Origin of the sequence: Janthinobacterium sp. HH104 (assembly GCF_001758715.1) — a bacterium.
Classification (GTDB): Bacteria; Pseudomonadota; Gammaproteobacteria; order Burkholderiales; family Burkholderiaceae_D; genus Janthinobacterium; species Janthinobacterium aestuarii.
This window is the reverse complement of record NZ_LRIB01000036.1, coordinates 57646-76607: the sequence shown is the minus strand read 5'-3', so window position 1 is coordinate 76607 and position 18962 is coordinate 57646. Positions and strand designations below refer to the sequence as shown.

The 18962-nt window shown below is 63.8% G+C and carries 21 protein-coding genes; 4 read left to right on the top strand and 17 right to left on the bottom strand.

Features of this window, described 5'->3' with window-relative positions; genetic code table 11:
• Window positions 1–9 precede the first annotated feature (9 nt).
• The 8 genes from JAB6_RS16135 to flgB form a co-directional block, all read right to left on the bottom strand.
• The gene (locus tag JAB6_RS16135; protein WP_034754065.1) at window positions 10–1125 is read right to left on the bottom strand and encodes a flagellar basal body P-ring protein FlgI; all 1116 of its coding nucleotides are present in this window, start codon (window positions 1123–1125) and stop codon (window positions 10–12) included.
• A 2-nt stretch (window positions 1126–1127) separates the two neighbouring features.
• Window positions 1128–1778, bottom strand: a complete 651-nt coding sequence (locus JAB6_RS16130) for a flagellar basal body L-ring protein FlgH (protein ID WP_070303622.1) — start codon at window positions 1776–1778, stop codon at window positions 1128–1130.
• 50 nt (window positions 1779–1828) lie between these two features.
• Window positions 1829–2611: a flagellar basal-body rod protein FlgG gene (flgG, locus tag JAB6_RS16125; RefSeq protein WP_034754070.1), complete on the bottom strand. Its 783-nt coding sequence runs from the start codon at window positions 2609–2611 to the stop codon at window positions 1829–1831.
• A gap of 72 nt (window positions 2612–2683) precedes the next feature.
• Window positions 2684–3427 (bottom strand): flagellar basal body rod protein FlgF, encoded by a 744-nt coding sequence (locus JAB6_RS16120; RefSeq protein ID WP_034787153.1) that lies wholly within the window; start codon window positions 3425–3427, stop codon window positions 2684–2686.
• Window positions 3428–3485: 58 nt separating this feature from the next.
• Window positions 3486–5033, bottom strand: a complete 1548-nt coding sequence (locus JAB6_RS16115; RefSeq protein ID WP_034754076.1) for a flagellar hook protein FlgE — start codon at window positions 5031–5033, stop codon at window positions 3486–3488.
• 58 nt (window positions 5034–5091) lie between these two features.
• Complete coding sequence (locus tag JAB6_RS16110; RefSeq protein WP_070303621.1) at window positions 5092–5790, bottom strand: flagellar hook assembly protein FlgD; 699 nt, start codon at window positions 5788–5790, stop codon at window positions 5092–5094.
• Window positions 5791–5805: 15 nt separating this feature from the next.
• Window positions 5806–6207, bottom strand: a complete 402-nt coding sequence (flgC, locus tag JAB6_RS16105) for a flagellar basal body rod protein FlgC (protein WP_034754081.1) — start codon at window positions 6205–6207, stop codon at window positions 5806–5808.
• Between the two features lie 2 nt (window positions 6208–6209).
• Window positions 6210–6662, bottom strand: a complete 453-nt coding sequence (flgB, locus tag JAB6_RS16100; protein ID WP_070303620.1) for a flagellar basal body rod protein FlgB — start codon at window positions 6660–6662, stop codon at window positions 6210–6212.
• A 191-nt stretch (window positions 6663–6853) separates the two neighbouring features.
• Between flgB and flgA the strand changes: the two genes are divergently transcribed.
• The 4 genes from flgA (at window position 6854) to JAB6_RS16080 (ending at window position 9408) form a co-directional block, all read left to right on the top strand.
• Window positions 6854–7549: a flagellar basal body P-ring formation chaperone FlgA gene (gene flgA, locus JAB6_RS16095; RefSeq protein WP_034754087.1), complete on the top strand. Its 696-nt coding sequence runs from the start codon at window positions 6854–6856 to the stop codon at window positions 7547–7549.
• A gap of 111 nt (window positions 7550–7660) precedes the next feature.
• A complete protein-coding gene (flgM, locus tag JAB6_RS16090) occupies window positions 7661–7969 on the top strand; it encodes a flagellar biosynthesis anti-sigma factor FlgM (RefSeq protein ID WP_034787161.1) in 309 nt (102 codons plus the stop codon).
• 8 nt (window positions 7970–7977) lie between these two features.
• Entirely contained in the window at window positions 7978–8445 is a 468-nt protein-coding gene (locus JAB6_RS16085) for a flagella synthesis protein FlgN (protein WP_070303619.1), read from the top strand.
• Between the two features lie 399 nt (window positions 8446–8844).
• Complete coding sequence (locus JAB6_RS16080) at window positions 8845–9408, top strand: FxDxF family PEP-CTERM protein (protein ID WP_051991490.1); 564 nt, start codon at window positions 8845–8847, stop codon at window positions 9406–9408.
• A gap of 118 nt (window positions 9409–9526) precedes the next feature.
• Here the strand turns inward: JAB6_RS16080 and JAB6_RS16075 are convergent, their stop codons facing one another.
• The 9 genes from JAB6_RS16075 to flhB form a co-directional block, all read right to left on the bottom strand.
• The gene (locus JAB6_RS16075; RefSeq protein WP_034754094.1) at window positions 9527–10384 is read right to left on the bottom strand and encodes a hypothetical protein; all 858 of its coding nucleotides are present in this window, start codon (window positions 10382–10384) and stop codon (window positions 9527–9529) included.
• 82 nt (window positions 10385–10466) lie between these two features.
• Complete coding sequence (locus JAB6_RS16070; RefSeq protein ID WP_034754096.1) at window positions 10467–10829, bottom strand: translation initiation factor Sui1; 363 nt, start codon at window positions 10827–10829, stop codon at window positions 10467–10469.
• Window positions 10830–10893: 64 nt separating this feature from the next.
• Window positions 10894–11688 (bottom strand): flagellar motor protein MotD, encoded by a 795-nt coding sequence (motD, locus tag JAB6_RS16065; protein ID WP_034754229.1) that lies wholly within the window; start codon window positions 11686–11688, stop codon window positions 10894–10896.
• Between the two features lie 5 nt (window positions 11689–11693).
• Window positions 11694–12440, bottom strand: coding sequence for a flagellar motor protein (locus JAB6_RS16060; protein WP_034754098.1), 747 nt, complete (start codon window positions 12438–12440; stop codon window positions 11694–11696).
• The gene (locus JAB6_RS16055; protein WP_010400804.1) at window positions 12422–13153 is read right to left on the bottom strand and encodes an RNA polymerase sigma factor FliA; all 732 of its coding nucleotides are present in this window, start codon (window positions 13151–13153) and stop codon (window positions 12422–12424) included. The genes JAB6_RS16060 and JAB6_RS16055 overlap by 19 nt, the downstream gene beginning before the upstream one ends.
• 45 nt (window positions 13154–13198) lie before the next feature.
• Window positions 13199–14062, bottom strand: a complete 864-nt coding sequence (locus tag JAB6_RS16050) for an antiactivator of flagellar biosynthesis FleN protein (protein WP_034754231.1) — start codon at window positions 14060–14062, stop codon at window positions 13199–13201.
• The gene (gene flhF / locus JAB6_RS16045; protein ID WP_034754102.1) at window positions 14055–15383 is read right to left on the bottom strand and encodes a flagellar biosynthesis protein FlhF; all 1329 of its coding nucleotides are present in this window, start codon (window positions 15381–15383) and stop codon (window positions 14055–14057) included. Before flhF ends, JAB6_RS16050 begins: the two co-directional genes overlap by 8 nt.
• 266 nt (window positions 15384–15649) lie before the next feature.
• Window positions 15650–17746 carry a flagellar biosynthesis protein FlhA gene (flhA, locus tag JAB6_RS16040; protein WP_070303618.1) on the bottom strand — a complete coding sequence of 699 codons (2097 nt, stop codon included), beginning with the start codon at window positions 17744–17746 and terminating at the stop codon, window positions 15650–15652.
• The gene (gene flhB / locus JAB6_RS16035; protein WP_034754106.1) at window positions 17743–18936 is read right to left on the bottom strand and encodes a flagellar biosynthesis protein FlhB; all 1194 of its coding nucleotides are present in this window, start codon (window positions 18934–18936) and stop codon (window positions 17743–17745) included. Before flhB ends, flhA begins: the two co-directional genes overlap by 4 nt.
• Window positions 18937–18962: the final 26 nt, after the last annotated feature.

Below are 18962 nucleotides of genomic sequence, written 5' to 3'. Positions count from 1 at the left end.
GCGTATCCATCAAATGATTTCAAGTTCGGCGCGCAGCGAACCGGCCGCCTTCATCGCCTGCAGGATGGCCAGCAAGTCTTGCGGCGAGGCGCCGATGGCGTTCAGGGCTTTCACCACCTCGGATAGCGAGGCGCCGCCCTTGACCAGCATGACCTTGCCCGGTTCCTTCTTGATATCGATCTGCGCCGTCTGCGTGACCACCGTGCGTCCGCCCGACAAGGGGGCCGGCTGGCTCACTTGCGGCTCGACATTGATGGTGACGGACAGGTTGCCGTGCGAAATGGCGCACGTTTCCAGGGTCACGGACTGGTTCATCACGACGGAACCGGTGCGCGCATTCATGATGACCTTGGCCGCCAGGCGGGCCGGATTGACTTCGATGCTTTCCAGCTGGCCCAGGAAGGACACGCGCTGGTCGCTGCCGCCCGGCGACTGCACCTGGATCACGCGGCCATCGAGCGCGGCGGCCGTGCCGGCGCCGTAGCGGCTGTTGATGGCGTCGACCACGCGGCTGGCGGTGGCGAAATCGGTGGCGTTCAATTCCAGGCGGATCGTATTGTTGGCGCCCAGCGCCGAAGGCACGGTGCGCTCGACGGTGGCGCCGCCCGAGATGCGTCCCACGCTCAGGTGATTGATGACAACGGAGCTGCCGGCCGCCTGCGCGCCCACGCCGCCCACCAGCACATTGCCCTGCGCCATGCCGTACACCTGGCCGTCGGCGCCCTTCAACGGGGTCATCAGCAAGGTGCCGCCGCGCAAGCTTTTCGCATTGCCCATCGACGACACCGTCACGTCGAGCAGCTGGCCCGGCTGGGCAAACGCGGGCAAGGCCGTCGTCACCATCACGGCGGCCACGTTTTTCAACTGCAAACTGGTGCCTTGCGGCAAGTTGATGCCTTGCTGCTGCAGCATGGCCGCCACGCTCTGGATGGTAAATGGGGTTTGCGTGGTCTGGTCGCCGCTGCCGTCGAGGCCGACGACGAGGCCATAGCCCATCAGCTGATTCTGGCGCACGCCGGCGATGCTGGCCAGGTCCTTGATACGCTCGGCCTGCGCCACGGGCGCCAGCAGGGAAGCAGCCAGGCCGCAGATGACTAAAAAGCGGGGGAAAGTAATCGTTGCCATGATCAGAACGGCAGCAGGCTGAGGAAGAAGCGCGACGCCATCGAGGCCATTTCAGCGCGGTCGATCTGGCTGTTGGTGCGGTATTCGACGCGCGCGTCGGCCACCTGGGTCGACGGCACGACGTTGCCCGTGCCGATGGTGTCCGGATTGACCATGCCCGAGAAGCGGATGAATTCCGTGCCCTTGTTCATGGCGATCTGTTTTTCGCCAGCGACGATCAGATTGCCGTTCGGCAGCACTTCAATCACCGTCACGCCGATCACACCGGAAAACGTGTTACTGGCGGACTGGTTGTCGCCATCGGCAAATTTCGTCGCGCCACTCGCCGAGACGGTGCCGCCCAGGCGGCCCTGCAGCATGCCCGGCGTGCTGAAGCCCACGCTGCCCGACTTGTTGCCGGAACTGGCGCCCGCCTTGACGGCATTCGTGCGCTCGGTGATGGCGATCGTCATGGTGTCGCCCACGTGGCGCGCGCGGCGGTCTTCGAAGGCGGGGCGGTAGGTCGACGGCTGGTAGATGGAGCCATTGTTGGCGACCACGGGTTCCGGCATCGGCGCGCGCGTGGTGGTCGGATATTGCACGATGGACGTAGGCGTGATGGCGCAGCCGGACAGCAGGACTGCAGAGAACAAAGCGATGATGGGGTATTGCATGGCGAACCTCCGCTGCCATCCGGCGGCGGATGGCATGACGACTATGAAAATTAAAGTTGCGACAATTTCTGCAGCATTTGATCGGATGTGGTGATGGCCTTGCTGTTGATCTCGTAGGCGCGCTGCGTCTGGATCATGTTGACCATTTCCTCGGCCACGTTGACGTTCGACGTCTCGATATAGCCCTGCATCAGCACGCCGGCGCCATTGGTGCCCGGGGTGTTGGTTTGCGCCACGCCCGAGGCGCCCGTTTCCATGTACAGGTTTTCGCCCTTCGATTCCAGGCCGGCCGGATTAACGAAGGTGGTCAGCTGCAGCGAGCCGATCTGCGATGGCGCCACGGTGTCGGGCAAGGTGACGGACACGGTGCCGTCGCGCGCCACGGTCAGGCTCAGCGCATTGGTCGGCACGGTGATGGCGGGCTGGATGACGAAACCTTCCGAGGTCACCAGCTGGCCGTTGGCGTCCGTCTGGAACGAGCCGTCGCGCGTGTAGGCCGTAGCGCCGTCCGGCATCAGCACCTGGAAGAAACCCGTGCCGTTGACCATCACGTCGCGCGAATTGCCCGATGCCTGGGGATTGCCCTGCGTATGGATGCGTTCGGTGGCCACGGTGCGTACGCCCGTGCCGATCTGCAAGCCCGATGGCAGCTGGGTTTGCTGCGACGATTGCGCGCCCGGCTGGCGCACATTTTGATACAGCAAGTCTTCAAACACGGCGCGCGACTTCTTGAAGCCCGTGGTGCTGACGTTGGCCAGGTTATTGGCGATCACGTCCATCTGCGTCTGCTGCGCTTCCAGGCCGGTTTTGGCAATCCAAAGGGAACGAATCATGATTTTTCTCCAATAACAGCGCTAGTCAGCTCTGTAGACTATTTCTATGTGACCATTATGCGGTGGCCCCCATCAATTCAAAGCGAGGATCTGGGTGGCTTTCGCCGCGTTATTCTCGGCATTCTTCAACAAGCTCATTTGCGTTTCGAACTGGCGCGCCAGGGCAATCATGCTGACCATGGAGTCGACGGGGCTGACATTGCTGCCCTCGAGCGCACCGGTGGTCAGCTTGACGGCCTGGTCGGCCTGCGCCACCGTGCCATCCTTGAGGCGGAACAGGCCGTCGTCGCCGCGCACCAGCTGCTGCTCGGGCGGGTTGACCAGCTTGATGCGTCCCAGCACTGTCGACGGGCCTGGCGGCACGTCCGTGGAAATCGTGCCCACCGTGCCGTCGCTGGCGATGGCCACCGTCACGCCGGGCGGAATGGCCATGGGGCCCGTATCGCCCTGCACCATCAGGCCCGACTGCGTTTGCAGCATGCCGTTTTCATTGAGCTTCAAGGCGCCGTTGCGCGTGTAGGCTTCGGAACCGTCGGCCGACTGCACCGCGATCCAGCCGCCGTTTTCCACGGCCACGTCGAGCGCGCGGCCCGTGTGCTGCATCGGCCCTTGCGTGAAATCGGAACCGACCGTCGAATCGACGACAAAGGCGCGCGTCGGCATCATGCCGTCGGCCACCACGGGCACGGCGCGGAACGAGTCGAGCTGGGCACGGAAACCCGTGCTGGTGGCGTTCGCCAGGTTGTTCGCCGTAGTCGCCTGCTTGTCCAGGATGTGCTTGGCGCCCGAGCCGGCGGTGTAGATGAGACGGTCCATGTGTTTTCTCCGTGCAAAACGAAAGCGGGGAGCCGTCCGAGGACGGCTCCCCTTACTCTTAACGCAGGTTGACGAGGGTCTGTAAAACGGAATCCTGCGTCTTGATGGTCTGCGCATTCGCCTGGTAGGCGCGCTGGGCCGTGATCATGTTGACCAGTTCCGCCGTCAAGTCCACGTTCGACACTTCCACGGCCGAGGCGCGCAAGTCGCCCAAGTTGCCCGAGCTCGGCTCGCCCGTCATGGGGCTGCCCGAGGTCGAACTTTCCGCCCAGGCATTGTTACCCAGCGGTTCGAGGCCATTCGGATTGGAAAAGTTGGTCAGCACCACCTGGCCCAGATCGCGCGTCTTGCCATTGTTGTACTGGCCCTGGATCACGCCATCGGAACCCACGACGAAACGGCTCAGCTGGCCGGCCGCATAGCCATCGGCCACGGTGCGCTTTTCGCTGGTGGACGAGCTGAGCTGGGTGGAATTGGTGAAGTCGACCTTGATCGCCAGGTTCGCGTTCGCGCCCGTGGCGGGGAAGACGGGCAGGTTCACCGTTACCGGCAAGGTTTGCGGCGGCGTCAGGCCCAGCATGGCGGCCTTGTCCAGGCTGCCGACGCTGTTGAACACCAGCGAAGCCGACTTCACGGCGGGCACCTCCGTCACCGAGGAAATATTGGTGTCGATCTGATCTGGCGTCAGGCTGGAATTGACGCCATTGGGCACGGCGCTGCCAAAGGTGGCGCTGATGGCGGCCAGCTGGGCGGGGCTGGCGCCGGCCGCGGCGGCGGCGGTGCGCACGGCGGCGCCGGCCGCATTGCCGTAGGCGACGGCGGCGGCCGTGATATTGGCCGGTACCAGCGGCACGGCCGTGACGGCGGCCTGGTAGGCGGCGCGCGCAGCCAGCGAGGCGGCATCGGTCTGCGCCGCGGACGCTACTTTCGCGCTGGTGATTTCCTTGCCGTCAGTGGCCGTGTAGACATCCCACGTATTGGTGCCCGTCTTGACGTAGAAATTGGACATGGTGTGCGCATTGCCCAGTGAATCGAAGACGGGCACGGGGAATTGCTTGGTCCACGATTTTTGCTCGCCCACGCTGAACGGCACCACGGTCGGCATGGCCGAGTTGGAATCGAGGTTGACCTGGGTATCGACCTTGGTGGTCGCCTGCGGCGCCATGTCGGACGGGTCGATCTGCAGCGGCACGGTGGCGCCGGCCAGGATCTTGCCGTTCGCATCGGCCGGATAGCCGGTCAGCTGGGCTTTCTGCGCATTGATGATGAAGCCGCTCTTGTCGACCTGGAACTGGCCGTTGCGCGAATACTGGATGGCGCCGTTCACGCTGGTGCGAAAGAAACCGCCGCCATTGATGGCGATGTCGAGCGGATTGGACGAGCTCTCCAGGTTACCCTGGTTGAACAGCTGCGCCACTTGCGACACGGATACGCCGATACCGGGCTGGTTGCCGCCCACGCCATACAGCGAGTTGGCATAGATGTCGGCGAACTGCGCCTGCGATTGCTTGAAACCCACGGTGGCCGAGTTGGCGATATTGTTGCCGATGACGTCCAGCGATTTGGCGGCGCCGTTCAAGCCGCTCAGGCCTTGTTGGAAAGACATTGTGTTCTCCTGGTAGAAATTAGGGGTAGAGGGTCTACGCTACAAATGAGCGGCTTGCTTACAAAATCTGTTTCACATCGGCCATGGTGATGCTGCCCACGCCTGGCACGTTCAATTTCACGCCACCCGCGCCCGTCGACACGCTGGCAACCGAGCCGAACATCAACGCCGCCGCATCGGTCAGCTTGGCGCCGCCGCGCGTGGCTTCCACCGAGAAGGTGTAGGCGCCGTCAGGCAGCACGATGTTCTTGCCATCCTTGTCGAGCTCGGCCGTGGAGCCGTTCCAGCCCAGCGGCAAGGTACCCGCGTCCTGCGGGCCCAGGTCGATGGAATGGACTTCCTTGCCCGTACTGTTGTAGATGATGACCTTGACCTTGTCGGCCGGCGTCGCCAGGTCCACGCCCAGCAGAGCCGCGCTCTTGGTCAAGGTGATGTTCTTGCCTGCCGTCAACACGCCGTGGCCGATGATATTGGCCGCCTGCATGGATTCGGCCTGCTGGTAGCTGGTCTTGAGCGTTTCCAGGGTGGTATTGAGCTTGTTGACGCCCGTCACCGTGGACAACTGGGCCAGCTGGCTCGTCAGCTGCGCATTGTCCAACGGGTTCATCGGGTCCTGGTTTTGCAGCTGGGTCACCAGCAGGGTCAGGAATTTGTTCGTTTCTTCCTCGACACTGCCTTTCGCGGCCGTGTTCTTCTTCGGATTCATCGTCGCCATCAGGTCGGTGACGGTGGCGGTGCTGGTATCGATGGTTGCCATAATGGTCAGTCAGCCTTATTGGCCGATGGTGAGGGTTTTCAGGAGCAGCGACTTGGCCGCGTTCATGGTTTCCACGTTGGTCTGGTACGAACGCGAAGCCGACAGCATGTTGACCATCTCGTCGACCGTATTCACGTTGGGCATGGTGACGTAGCCCTTTTCGTCAGCCAGCGGGTTCTTCGGGTCGTAGACCAGCTTCATCGGCGACGGGTCTTCGATCACCTTCTGCACCTTGACGGCCGTGGCGCCGTTGGCCATGGGCACGGCCTCGAACACCACCTGCTTGGCGCGGTAGGCTTCGCCCGTGGCACTGGTGGCACTGTCGGCATTGGCCAGGTTGCTGGCCACCGTGTTCAGGCGCTGCGCCTGGGCGCTCATGGCTGAACCGGAAACATTGAAGATATTAAATAGCGACATGATTATTGTCCTCCCTGGATGGCCGTCAGCATGCCCTTGATCTGCGAGTTGAGGAACGTCACGGCCGCCTCGTAGCGGATGGCGTTGTCGGCAAAGGCATTGCGCTCGAGGTCCATGTCGACCGTGTTGCCATCGACGGCGCCCTGGGCAGGCGCGCGGTACAGCAGCGGCGTGCCGTCGGCCAGGGTCTCGACCTTGCCGCCGCCGGCCGCGCCCGCTGCGGCAGCCACGCCCTTGCCCGGCATATGCTGTGGCGCCGTGCCCCTCAGGGCCGGCGGCACGCCATCCTTGCGCGCCATCGCGCCCTTCAGGGCGGCGGCGAAATCGACATCGCGCGCCTTGTAGTTGGGCGTGTCGGCATTGGCGATATTCGAGGCGAGCAATTCCTGGCGCGTCGAGCGCAAGCTCAGCGCCGTCTCGTTGAAGCGCATGTAATCGTCGAGTTTCCCTATCATGTCAGGCTCCGGAAAGATCTGCCACTGGCGCCCGAGATGGCGGAAGGATGGCGGTATAGTGATGACAGGAAACATAGTACGGTGCCCATCAGCAAGACCATCGCCGGATCAGACCGTACTTTTACCCCTTAATCGGCGCTTCGAACAGGGCCTCGCCCACTATCATGGCAGTATTCCAGAGGCCTATCACCATGAAAACACCGCTTGCTTTCCTCTTCGCTCTTGCCGCCCTGCCACTGCTGGCCCAGGCGCAAAACGCCGGCCGGCAAACGCCGGAAGCGCTGCGCAACAGCGTGGAACAATTCCTGCAAGTGCAAAGCAATGGCTTGCCGGGCAAGGTGACCATCACCGTCGGCGCCGTCGATCCGCGCCTGAACCTGGCAGCCTGCCCCGCGCCGCAAGCGTTCATGGCACCGGGCGCGCGCGCCTGGGGCAAGACCACCGTCGGCGTACGCTGCACGGCGCCCTCCAGCTGGACTATCTATTTGCAGGCGAACGTGGCCGTCGTGGGCGACTACGTGGCCAGCGCCGTGCCGCTGGCGCAAGGACAAGCCATCGACGCCAGCCAGCTGGTGACGATGCAGGGCGACCTGGCCGCATTGCCGGCAGGTATCGCCACGGACATGGCCCAGGTAGTAGGGGCGAGCACGAATATTTCCTTGCCACCAGGCACGCCGATGCGCCTCGACACCCTGCGCCGCAAGCCGGTGGTGATGCAGGGCCAGCTGGTGCGTGTAGTTTCCAGTGGCAACGGTTTCCAGGTGGCATCAGAAGGACGCGCCATCGGCAGCGCAGGCGATGGCCAGACGGTGCAGGTGCGCACGCAGAGCGGGCAGCAGATCAGCGGCGTGGCGCGCGCGGGCGGCTTGGTGGAGGTCGCCTTTTAAACCCGGATGGACAGCGATATTGTGGTCTGGCGCACTAAAGTTTCGGAAGAAGGTGCCGATAATGACACATATCCCGGAGTTTTTTGACTTCGACCAGACGAGGATCACGCTGTGAAAATTACCGATAACACCATTAAAAGCAATCCCGGCCTGCCGGTGGCGCCCGCGAGCACCTCCGGCGCCCGGAATGCCGAGAAAGCCCAGGCAACACCGACGACGTCGGACAATGTACGCCTGTCGCCGCAAGGACAGGCATTAGCGGCCAGTGCAACTGCCGGCAGCGGCGCCGTGTTCGACACGAAAAAAGTCGAACGCATCAAGCTGGCGATCGCCGACGGCCAGTTCCAGGTCAACTCTGAAAAAGTGGCGGACGGTCTCCTCGACACAGTCAAGGACTTGCTGCACTCACGAAATAGATAGGTTCCCTCATGCAATCAGTGACTCCATTTTCCAGCCTGCGCGACGAGCAACAGCTCATGACCACATTGCTGGCATTGATGAAAGAAGAACAGCGGCATCTGGTTGCCGCTGACATCGATGCAATCACGGAGCTCACGGTGCGCAAGACGGCACTCGTAGGACAATTGAGCCAATTGGCGGCGCAACGCCACCAGGCGCTGGCGGCAGCAGGCTTTACCGCCGCCGAAGCGGGCATGGAAGACTGGCTGGTCAGCGCCAGCGAAGCCGAGGCGGCTCCCCTGTGGAAAGCACTGCTCGAGACGACGCGCGAAGCGAAGGAACAGAACCGGCTGAACAGCCTGCTGGTCAACAAGCACATGCTGCACACGCAAGGCGCCCTGAACGCCATGCGCCCCACGGCCCAAAGCGGCAATTTCTACGGCCCCAGCGGCCAACCGATGTCGAACCCGGCCAGCCGGCGCGTCGTTATCGGCTAAGCGTCTTCCCGTTTCACCCCAGCAAGAAGCCATTGCTGCACGCCTGACGCCGTCCCCAGCAGCAGCACCCATACGGCTGCCATCGAGAACATCATCGCCGTGTCGCTCCCTCCAGGGAGACTGCGGCGGTGCCAGCGCGTCCGCATCCCCCCACAACACCGCACGCAGAAACAACACAAGCCCTTTTTGACGCCGCACGTTTGAGCATGCTCAAACTTGAGACAGGTGATGACTATATGCTAATCCTTGGCGTACGCCGTACATCTCCAGGTGGGACTTTCCTCGCCGACACGAACATCGTTCCCGCAGGCATAGCTGATCCATTTCACGCCCCAGCCTGCGCTTTTGCGCTGCGCCACGACGCACACCACCTCAATCGCAAGTACACAGGAGCATGATATGAACTCTCTCTCAGTAAGCAAGGCTGGCGCGGCGCTGCTGCTCGGCTGCACCCTGCTGGCGCCGGTCGCGCAGGCCGAAACGCAAGCCGTGTTCTATAACCACCTCGTATCGACCGCCGTGGTGGCCACGCCGCTGCTGGCGCAAGACACCTTGTTCGTCGACACCTTCACGACGGAGCGCGGCTCGCTGCTGCAAACGACCACGTTTACGGTCGGCGCCGGCGTGCAGTCGTTCACGGGCAACGCGGCCTGGCTGGTCACGGGCGCCAACGACTTCGGTCCCCGCCTGACTGGCGTCAACATTGACCTGTTCGACTCCAGTAATAACCTGGTGCAATCGGATACCTTCACCGGCGTGCTGGGTGCGTTTGCCCATTCGACCTTCGACGGCCTGCTGGGACCTGGCACCTACACCTTGGTGGCAAGCGGCATCGGCGTGCGTGATTCCGTGCTGGACATTTCCATCACCACGGCCGTACCGGAACCGGAAACCTATGGCATGCTGCTGGCGGGACTGGGCCTGATCGGGTATAGCATACGGCGCCGCAAAACGGCTGCCTGACCGGCATCGGGGCGCCTGCAAGCACTGCCGTAGCTGGCAGACACGGGGCAGGCGCGGCGGTTCCACGCACGGGCTGGCCTCTGCACGGGCCAGCCCAGGCAGGGGCTGGCCTACGCACTCAACCGTGCGCGGGCCGGCCCGTATGCTGGCGGAATTTCGCGGCGATGCCATTCGCCTTGGTGAGGGCGGCGGCCTGCTGTTCCGGCGTCAGCTCGTTTTGCAGCCAGTGCCAGTATTCATCCTGGTAAGGGTTCGTCGTGCCTGGCGTGAGGATGTCGTTGTAGACCATGCGCAGGGCCAGCAGGTAGCCATACGCTTGCGGCGCGTCCTTCTGCACCACGTCGCCATCGCGCAGATAGGCCATCATCAGGGTCGACACGCTGCTCAGTTCCGCCGCGTCCGCCTGTGTTGTCAGCTGGGCGATCGCTTGCCGCTTCCAGGCCTGCACCAGCGGATCGTCGGGACGGTTGCGCAGCGCGCTGCGGTCGCCGAACGGACCTTCCGACAGGAACAGGGTGGCCGCGCCCGGCACGCCGCCTTGCGCGGCAGTGGCCAGGTAGCCAAGGCGATCCTCGCGCTGGCGCTGCGTCATGCCCGCGCACAACTGCTGCTGGACTGCTTTTTCTTCCGCCGTCATCTCGCGTCCCAGCTCGAATTCCATCCCCGGCAAGCGGCTTTCGCGCTGGAAAACGATGCAGTCGTCGATCAGGTTATAGGCCGCATACGCGTCTTCCGGCTTGCCGCTGGAGGCCAGGCGCTCGAGCCGCTGCGCCAGGGGCACGACAACAGGCGCGGCATCGGCGGCCGGGGTGGCATCGATATTCAAATACGATGCCAGGCTGCGCCCCGGCGGCCCGCTGGCGGCAGCAGTGGCGGCAGCGTCCGGTGCGCCGCCATCGGGCGCGGGCCAATACACGACCGCCAGCACTGCCGCGATGGCAGCGGCGATGGCGATACCGGTCAGTTTGTTATTCATATGAGGTGGCGCATAAAAGGAAATGCACGTTACCACAGGCGCACGGCAGCGGGCCGCACGCCTCCGCACGCACGCGCCCCGGCTAGCCGCCCGCCTTTTTCGGCTGGTGGCCCAGCCTGGTCAGCGCGGCAAGAATGGTGTCGACATGGTCGCCCTGCACTTCGATCACGCCATCCTTGACCGTGCCGCCCGAGCCGCACTGCGTGCGCAGCTGCTTGCCCAGCAGGGCCAGCGCGATGGCGTCCAGCGGCAAGCCCTTGACCACGGTGACGCTCTTGCCACCGCGGCCCTTGGTCTGGCGCGACACGCGCACCACGCCGTCGCCCGCCGGCGCCGCCTTCGCTTGCGCCTTGCACGCGCATTGCGCCAGCGGCTGGCGGCAGGCCGGACACATGCGGCCCGTTTCGGTGGAGTAGACGAGACCGCCCTGGGAGCTGCTTTTCATGATGGAGAAATAAAAAGAAAGAAGGCCGCGATTGTACCAAGCGGCGGCCCGCAGTTGACGACCGTCAGTTGGCCGGAGCAGGTGCCGGTGCCGGCGCCACGGGCGCTGTCGGCACTTCCATCACCGTTTCCGGGATGCCCGAGAGGATCGTCACGGCGACCCGGCGGTTGCGCGCGCGCCCTTCCGCCGTTTCATTGGGCGCCACGGGGATATTGTCGGCGTGACCGACGGCCGTCAGGCGCGACGCCTTGACGCCGCTGGCAATGAACAGGCGCACCACGGCGCTGGCGCGCGCGGCCGACAATTCCCAGTTCGAGGCAAAGTTGGAATTGCTGATCGGCTGCACGTCCGTATGCCCTTCCACCTGCACGTCATGCGTATCGTCCTTGAGCAGCACGGCGACGGCGCGCAGGGCCTGGTCCGACTCAGCCGTCAGGCGCGCCGCGCCCGGGTCGAACAGCACGCTGGCATTGATTTCCACGCTCACGCCGCGGCTCGTCTGCGTGACCCGCACCTTGCCTTCCTTGACCAGCGGCGCCAGGGTCGACGTCAAGTCCTGCGCCAGGCGCGTCATGTGTTCACGCTCGCGGCGGATGGCTTCCGTGCGGCGTTTCAGGGCGGGATTCGGCAGCGGGATCGCTTGCGGCGCTTCCATGATGATGGGCGGCGCGCCCTTTTCCAGGCTGAAGGCCTGGCCGATGGCGTTCTGGAAGACGCGGTACTTGCCTTCGTTGACTTGCGAAATGGCGTACATGACGACAAAGAACGCGAACAGCAGGGTGATGAAGTCGGCGTACGAGATCAGCCAGCGGTCCTGGTTGTCCGGTTCCTCGTCATACTTCCTGCGCGCGCGCCGCATCATGGTCAGTGCTCGTGCAGCAGGCTGGAAACGCGCTCTTCGATGATGCGCGTGTGGTCGCCCGTGGCGATGTCGTACAGCACGGCGGCCGTGATTTCGTACTGCAGCACGCGGCGCGAAACGATGGCCTTGAGTTTATTCGCCACCGGCAGGAACAGCAGGTTGGCCAGGCCGACGCCATAGATGGTGGAGACAAACGCCACGGCGATGCCGCTGCCTAATTTACTTGGGTCGGTGAGGTTTTCCATCACGTGGATCAGGCCCAGCACGGCGCCCAGAATACCGATGGTGGGCGAATAGCCGGCCGCCGACTCCCACACCTTGACGGCCTGGCGCTCCGCCATTTCGTAGGCGGAGATTTCCACGTCGAGCAGCTGGCGCAGCTTGTCCGGCGCGATGCCGTCGACGATCATCCGCAAGCCCTTGGCGTTGAAGCGGTCGGCCGTGTTTTCCATCAGGCGCTCGAGCGCCAGCGGGCCATCGCGGCGCGCCGTCAAGCTCCATTGCCCGATATCGCGCGCCAGCGCGGCACGCGTGTCGGCTGGCGGCAGGAAGACCCAGCGCAGCATTTCCAGGCCGCGCACGAAAGTGCGCAGCCGCGTTTGCAGCAGCACGGCGCCGAAAGTGCCGATGACCACGATGGCAAAGGCGGCCGGCTGCAGCAGGGAGGCCATCTTGCCGCCTTCCAGTGCCTGGCCGACCAAGAGGCCCGCCAGCGCCAGCGCCAGCCCGATTACGCTGGACCAGTCCACGCCTGCTCCCTCAAGGTTGCGCGCAGGCGCGCGACGGCCTGGGTATGCAGTTGCGAGACGCGCGATTCGGATACGCCCATCACCGCGCCGATCTCCTTCAGGTTCAGCTCTTCTTCGTAATACAGGCCCATGAGTATTTTCTCGCGTGGTGGCAGCGCGTCGATGGCATCGATCACGGATTGCCGGAAATCGGTATCGAGCAGGGAACGCAAGGGGTCGCTGTCCTCGTCCACGCAATGGCGGTCGAGGAAGCTGTCATTGCCGTCCGGGTCATGAAAGTCTTCGTAGTACACGAGCTGGTGGCCGCCGCCGTCGCCCAGCATTTCCTGGTAGTCGGCCAGCGACATCTTGAGCAGTTTCGCCACTTCCGACTCTGTCGGTGGATGGCCGAGGCGCTGCTGCAAGGTGCTCATCGCCTCTTCGATCTTGCGCATGTTCTGGCGCATGCTGCGCGGCAACCAGTCGCTGGTGCGCAATTCGTCGAGCATGGCGCCGCGGATGCGCAGCACGGCATACGTCTCGAACTGCGCGCCATGCGTCTCTTCATAGCGGCTGATGGCATCGAGCAGGCCGATCATGCCGGCCTGGATCAGGTCATCGACCTCGACCGAAGGCGGCAATTTCGCCTTCATATGGTGCGCCAGACGCTTCACCAGCGGAATGTGCTCCGTCAGCAAATAGTCCTTGTTCGATTTCCCTTTGACCGTGTACATAGGCTGCTTATTGTTTTCTCATCTTATCTGGTGCTACGGTTGGCTTCAGGCGCTGAACTGGTGCGGGCTCCCCGTCTGGTACAAGGTGCCGCCGAGCACGGGCGCCGCCGAACGGGCCAGCCGCTCGGCCAGTCCGCGAAACGCCACCGAGGCGCCGGCCAGCGGAAACGCATCGACCACGCTGCGGCCCAGGCGCGCCGCGCGGTGCAGATACTCATCGGCAGGCACCGAACCCATCGACGTCAGCTTCACGGCCAGGTAACGGCTCGCCGCCTGTGCCATATTATCGTATACCACTTTTGCTTCGGATTCGGAAGCGCCGGTGACGAGAATACCGAACGGACGGCGTCCCAGTTCCTGGCTCAGGCGCTTGATCAGGCAGTACGCCGCCTTGATCGAGGTGGCGCTGGTCGACACTTGCACGACGATATCGGACGACGCCATCAAGGGCACGGGGAAACAGGCGCCCTCGTCTGCCACGACGCCGTCGACCAGCACGATGCCGCTCCGGCGCGCCAGCACGTCGAAAGTCTTGCCCAGGCGGCGCAGCTCCTCCTCGCCCGCATAGTCCATGCTGTCCATCAGGTGGTTGCGCGCGCCCAGGCTGGCCACGCCAAAGCCTTGCGGCACCTGGTGGATGACCTGGTTCAAGCCGCACTGCTGGCGCGCCACGTCGCGCAGGCTGGCGCCGTGCGCCAGTCCCAGGCGCGCGGCCACACCATCGCTGCCGCCGCTGGCGTCGAGCAGCAGCACGTCATTGCCGCCATAGACGAGCGAAGCACCCAGGTTAACCAGCATGGCGCCCTTGTCGTCCTGCGGCGTGGCCGAGAGGAACGTCATGACGCGCGGCTGCGGGCCGGCCAGCATGCGGCGCAAGCCTTCAGCCTGGTCGAAATCAAAATTAGCCAAGATGCACCCCGCGCGCTTCATTGTTGCGGGCGGCCGCCTGCGCCATCAGGAGCGGCAGTTCGGCATCGGAAAACTGCGTGGCCGCCGAGTCGCGCTTGAGCTTGAAGGCACGGTCGATCAGGTAGCCACGGTCGGCCAGGTACAGGTCTTCCGGCACGCGCTGGCCGTTCGACACATAGAACAGGTTCAGCTTCTGGCGGATCACCACGTCGAGCACGTTGCCGATCGACGCCGCTTCATCGAGCTTGGTCATGATGCAGCCAGCCAGGCCGCTGCCCTGATAGGCGCGCACCACTTCGTTGAGGGTTTCCTGGGTCGCCGTGGAGTTCAGGCACAGCAAACGCTTCACGTCGGCGCCGGCGCCCGACAGCATGGCCACCTGTTCCGTCACCATCTGGTCGCGCTGGCTCACGCCCACCGTATCGATCAGCACCGTGTGCTTGTTCTTCAATTCTTTCAAGGCGATGCGCAAGTCCGCTTCATCTTTCACGGAATGCACCATCACGCCGAGGATCTTGCCGTAGATGCGCAGCTGCTCATGCGCGCCGATACGATAGGCATCGGTGGTGATCAGGGCCAGCTTTTCCGGGCCGTGGCGCATCACGCAGCGGGCCGCCAGCTTGGCCGTGCTGGTGGTCTTGCCGACACCGGTCGGGCCCACCAGGGCAAATACGCCGCCCTGCTCCAGCATGGCGTCTTCATTGGCCACCGTGTTCAGGTTGCGGCTGAGGACGGTCTTGATCCAGCGCATGCTTTGCGCACCGTCGAGGCCGGCGGGCAGCTTGTCGATCAGGTAGCGCGCCAGGCTGGCGGAAAAGCCGGCGGCCAGCATTTCGCGCAGCACGACGGCTTTTTGCGGCTCGCGCTGCTGCGTCGAACCCCACGAAATTTCCGCCAGCTGGGTTTCCATCATGCCGCGCATGGCGCGGATTTCATTCATCATGCCGCTCATCTCGGCGGCGGCGTTCTCTTTGACGTGCGCCAGCGCGCTGGCCATCATCTGCTGCATGCGGGCCATGTCCACTGGCTCGGAGGCAGCCTGGCGCGGTGCGGCAGGACGGGGCGCAGCCGGGCGCTGGGCCGGGGCGGCCGGACGCTGCGGCGTGGCGAACTGGGTCTGCAACTGGGGACGGGGCTGGGCCATTTCGGACGCGGCCGGCGGCGAAGCGAGCGAAGCGGCATCGTCATTGGCCAGCGCGAGGATTTCCACCACGCCATCGGCCTGGCGGTTCGACAGGATCACGGCATCGGGGCCCAGCGCTTCGCGCACCTTGCGCAGCGCATCGCGCGACGAGGCGCCCGTAAATTTCTTCACATTCATGACCGGCCTCCCAAGGCGGGGGTGGCGCAATATTGGCTGAACTGTGTGACCATCATCGACTCCTGTTGCTTGAGTGCTGTCTTCCACATGGACACAGATCACTCGGACAGTTTCCATTATTAGCGATGCTTGCAGGAAACGATCGAAGGAACAGGACGGGAAAGTACCCGTTATTCAGTTTGCCGGGAGGAAATTGATGTTTTTTTGACCCAAACGAAGGCTGGGGTCAGACCCGGCGGGTCTGACCCCGGCATTAACTCTGTCAACTACTGCGCACCCACCAGCGCCGTGACGCGGATCGTCTTGGTTTCCGGCACTTCCGCATGCGACAGCACTTTGAGTTGAGGCAAGGCGCGGCGCAGGAAGCGCGACAGCAGGGCGCGCAGCGGCGCCGGCACCAGCAGCACCGGTGTCAGGCCCAGCGCTTCCTGCTGCTGGGCAGCCAGGCCCGCCTGGTGGGCGATGGTGTCGGCCAGGCCGGGCTCGATGCCGGCGCCGTCGCCGCCATTGCCCATCGCTTGCATCAGCAGGCGTTCCAAGCGGCTGTCGAGCGTCATCACGGACAGCTCGGCCGCACCGGGGAACAGTTGCTGCACAATGGCGCGGCCCAGGGACACGCGCACCAGCGCCGTCAGCTCGTTCGGGTCTTGCGTGCTGACCGTGTACTCGGCCAGGGTTTCGATGATGGTGCGCATGTCGCGGATGTGCACGCCTTCGGCCAGCAGGTTCTGCAGCACTTTTTGCAGAGCCGACAGCGACAGCATCTTCGGCACCAGATCTTCCACCAGGCGCGGCGCGTCCTTGCCCAGGTGGTCGAGCAGCGACTGTACTTCCGCGCGGCCCAGCAACTCGGACGCATGCGAGGTGATCAAATGGTTCAAGTGCGTGGCCACCACGGTGCCCGCATCGACGACCGTGTAGCCCATCGATTGGGCCTGGTCGCGCAGGCTGGCGTCGATCCAGGTAGCCGGCAAGCCGAAAGCGGGGTCGCTCGTGGCCAGGCCCGGCAAGGTGCCGCTGGCCATGCCGGGGTTAATCGCCAGGAACTGGCCGTTGAACGCTTCGCCCACGCCCACTTCCACGCCTTTCAAGGTGATGCGGTAGGCGGACGGCTTCAATTCCAGGTTGTCGCGGATATGCACGGGCGGCGCCAGGAAGCCCACTTCCTGGGCGAATTTCTTGCGGATGCCCTTGATACGCTTGAGCAATTCGCCGCCCTGCGTCTTGTCGACCAGGGGAATCAAGCGGTAGCCGACTTCCAGGCCCAGGGTGTCGACGGGCATGATGTCTTGCCAGCTAGCTTCTTCCTGCTCGGGCGCCACGGTCGCCTGCGGCGCTTCGGCCGGTTTCTCGGCCGCTTCTTTTTCCTGCGTGCGCTTCTTGCTGATCAAATAGGCGGAGCCGGCCAGCAGCGAGGCCAGCAGGATGAAGACCATGTTCGGCATGCCGGGGATCAAGCCCATGCCGCCGATGATGCCGGCGGTAATATACAGCACTTGCGGTTTCGCAAACAGCTGGCCCACCAGCTGGGTGCCGATGTCCTGTTCGCTGGCCACGCGTGAGACAACGATACCGGCCGCCGTGGAAATGATCAGCGAAGGAATCTGCGCCACCAGGCCGTCACCGATGGCCAGCAAGGTGTAGTTCTTGAGTGCGTCGGCAAAGCCCATGTCATGCTGCAGCAAGCCCACCAGCAAGCCGCCGACGATATTGATGACGGTCACCATGATGCCGGCGATGGCGTCGCCGCGCACGTATTTGCTGGCACCGTCCATGGCGCCATAGAATTCCGCTTCCTGCGCCACTTCCGTGCGGCGGCGGCGCGCTTCGTCTTCGCCGATCAGGCCGGCGTTCAGGTCAGCATCGATGGCCATCTGTTTACCAGGCATGGCGTCCAGCGCGAAGCGGGCGCCCACCTCGGCGATACGGCCCGCACCCTTGGTCACGACAGTAAAGTTAATGATCGTCAAAATAATGAAGACCACGATACCGACCGTGAAGTTGCCGCCGATCAGGAAGTGACCGAACGCTTCAATCACTTTACCGGCCGCGTCGGCACCCGTATGGCCTTCCGTCAGCACCACGCGCGTGGACGCCACGTTCAGCGACAGGCGCAGCATGGTCGACACGAGCAAAATGGTCGGGAACGCCATGAAGTCGAGCGGCTTGACCGTGTACAGCGCCGTCAGCAGCACGATGATGGACAGTGCGATATTGAAGCTGAAGAAGATGTCGAGGATGAAGGCGGGCAGCGGCAGCACCATCATCGCCAGCAGCATGATGATGATGATCGGCGCGGCGAGGCCCTTGCTGGCGTTGCCTTTCAATCCGCTGAGCCAGGCTGGCATGGTCAGGCCGTTCATGGTGTGCTTCCTTTATTCTTGTCTGCCGCGTCTGCTGCGGGTTTGGTCTGCGATGCGGGGTCGAGCGGGTCGAGCTCGGGCGGGACATCGAGTTTTTTCGGCTTGTCGGGGCGCTCGCCGTGGCCGCTGCCGTAGCTGCGCAGCTGGAACACGTAGGCCAGCACTTCGGCCACGGCGCCGTACAGCGCCTCGGGAATCTCGTCGCCGATGTCCGTGTGCTTGTACAGCGCGCGCGCCAGGGCCGGCGCTTCGAGGATGGCGACCTTGTGTTCGCCGGCCAGTTCGCGGATCTTCGCCGCCACTTCGTCGATGCCCTTGGCCACCACCTGCGGTGCGCCGCGCGAATTCTCGCCATACTTCAAGGCCACGGCGTAGTGCGTAGGATTGGTTACCACCACGTCGGCCGTCGGCACGTCGGCCATCATGCGGCGGCGCGACATTTCATGTTGCATCTGGCGTATCTTCGCCTTGATCTGCGGATTGCCGTCCGACTCCTTCGACTCTTGCTTGACTTCCTGCAAGGTCATTTTCATCTTGTTGGCGTAGTGCCACATCTGGTACGGACCGTCGATGGCGGCGATCAGGCCCAGGGCGCCGACGATCAGCAAAAAGGCCGTGATCAGCAGGCTGATCAAATGGGCCGAACCGGCGCGCAAGGATTCCACCGACAGGCCCAGCACGGCATCCTTTTGATGCTGCATCACCATCCAGGCGACGACGCCGACGACGAGGGTCTTGGCAATGGCCTTGAGCAGCTCCACCAGCGCATTCTTCGAAAACATATTGCCCAGGCCACGAATCGGGTTGAGCTTGCCAAAATTGGGGGTGAACGCCTTGGAGCTGAACAGCCAGCCGCCCACCAGCACGGGCGAGGCCAGGGCGACGAGCATGATGGCCGCGGCGTACGGCAGGCAGGTCAGCAAGACCGAGCCCACGTCATAGCCGATGCGCAACATCATCGCGTCGGGATTGAGTATCTGCTCCCGGTCCAGCGTCAGCCCGGAAACCATGACAGCCGTCAGCCGCCGCACGATGGCGTCGCCGGCAAACCACAGGCAGCAGCCGGACGCCATCAACACCGTAAACGTGGCCACTTCACGCGATCGCGGAACGTCGCCTTCCTCACGCGCCTGCTCGAGGCGCTTCGGTGACGCGGCTTCGGTCTTTTCTGCGTCGCTGTCTTCCGACATCAATCAACTCCGGTGAAGTCCTGCGG

Coding starts and splice junctions, on each gene's coding strand:
- motD (WP_034754229.1), bottom strand. CDS start 11,688: ATGCGGCGCGCGCGCAGGAAGTATGACGAGGAACCGGACAACCAGGAC.
- JAB6_RS16075 (WP_034754094.1), bottom strand. CDS start 10,384: ATGAATAACAAACTGACCGGTATCGCCATCGCCGCTGCCATCGCGGCA.
- flgA (WP_034754087.1), top strand. CDS start 6,854: ATGAAAACACCGCTTGCTTTCCTCTTCGCTCTTGCCGCCCTGCCACTG.
- flhF (WP_034754102.1), bottom strand. CDS start 15,383: ATGAATGTGAAGAAATTTACGGGCGCCTCGTCGCGCGATGCGCTGCGC.
- JAB6_RS16085 (WP_070303619.1), top strand. CDS start 7,978: ATGCAATCAGTGACTCCATTTTCCAGCCTGCGCGACGAGCAACAGCTC.
- flgG (WP_034754070.1), bottom strand. CDS start 2,611: ATGATTCGTTCCCTTTGGATTGCCAAAACCGGCCTGGAAGCGCAGCAG.
- JAB6_RS16055 (WP_010400804.1), bottom strand. CDS start 13,153: ATGTACACGGTCAAAGGGAAATCGAACAAGGACTATTTGCTGACGGAG.
- flhB (WP_034754106.1), bottom strand. CDS start 18,936: ATGTCGGAAGACAGCGACGCAGAAAAGACCGAAGCCGCGTCACCGAAG.
- flhA (WP_070303618.1), bottom strand. CDS start 17,746: ATGAACGGCCTGACCATGCCAGCCTGGCTCAGCGGATTGAAAGGCAAC.
- JAB6_RS16135 (WP_034754065.1), bottom strand. CDS start 1,125: ATGGCAACGATTACTTTCCCCCGCTTTTTAGTCATCTGCGGCCTGGCT.
- JAB6_RS16120 (WP_034787153.1), bottom strand. CDS start 3,427: ATGGACCGTCTCATCTACACCGCCGGCTCGGGCGCCAAGCACATCCTG.
- JAB6_RS16130 (WP_070303622.1), bottom strand. CDS start 1,778: ATGCAATACCCCATCATCGCTTTGTTCTCTGCAGTCCTGCTGTCCGGC.
- JAB6_RS16115 (WP_034754076.1), bottom strand. CDS start 5,033: ATGTCTTTCCAACAAGGCCTGAGCGGCTTGAACGGCGCCGCCAAATCG.
- JAB6_RS16110 (WP_070303621.1), bottom strand. CDS start 5,790: ATGGCAACCATCGATACCAGCACCGCCACCGTCACCGACCTGATGGCG.
- JAB6_RS16070 (WP_034754096.1), bottom strand. CDS start 10,829: ATGAAAAGCAGCTCCCAGGGCGGTCTCGTCTACTCCACCGAAACGGGC.
- JAB6_RS16080 (WP_051991490.1), top strand. CDS start 8,845: ATGAACTCTCTCTCAGTAAGCAAGGCTGGCGCGGCGCTGCTGCTCGGC.
- flgC (WP_034754081.1), bottom strand. CDS start 6,207: ATGTCGCTATTTAATATCTTCAATGTTTCCGGTTCAGCCATGAGCGCC.
- flgB (WP_070303620.1), bottom strand. CDS start 6,662: ATGATAGGGAAACTCGACGATTACATGCGCTTCAACGAGACGGCGCTG.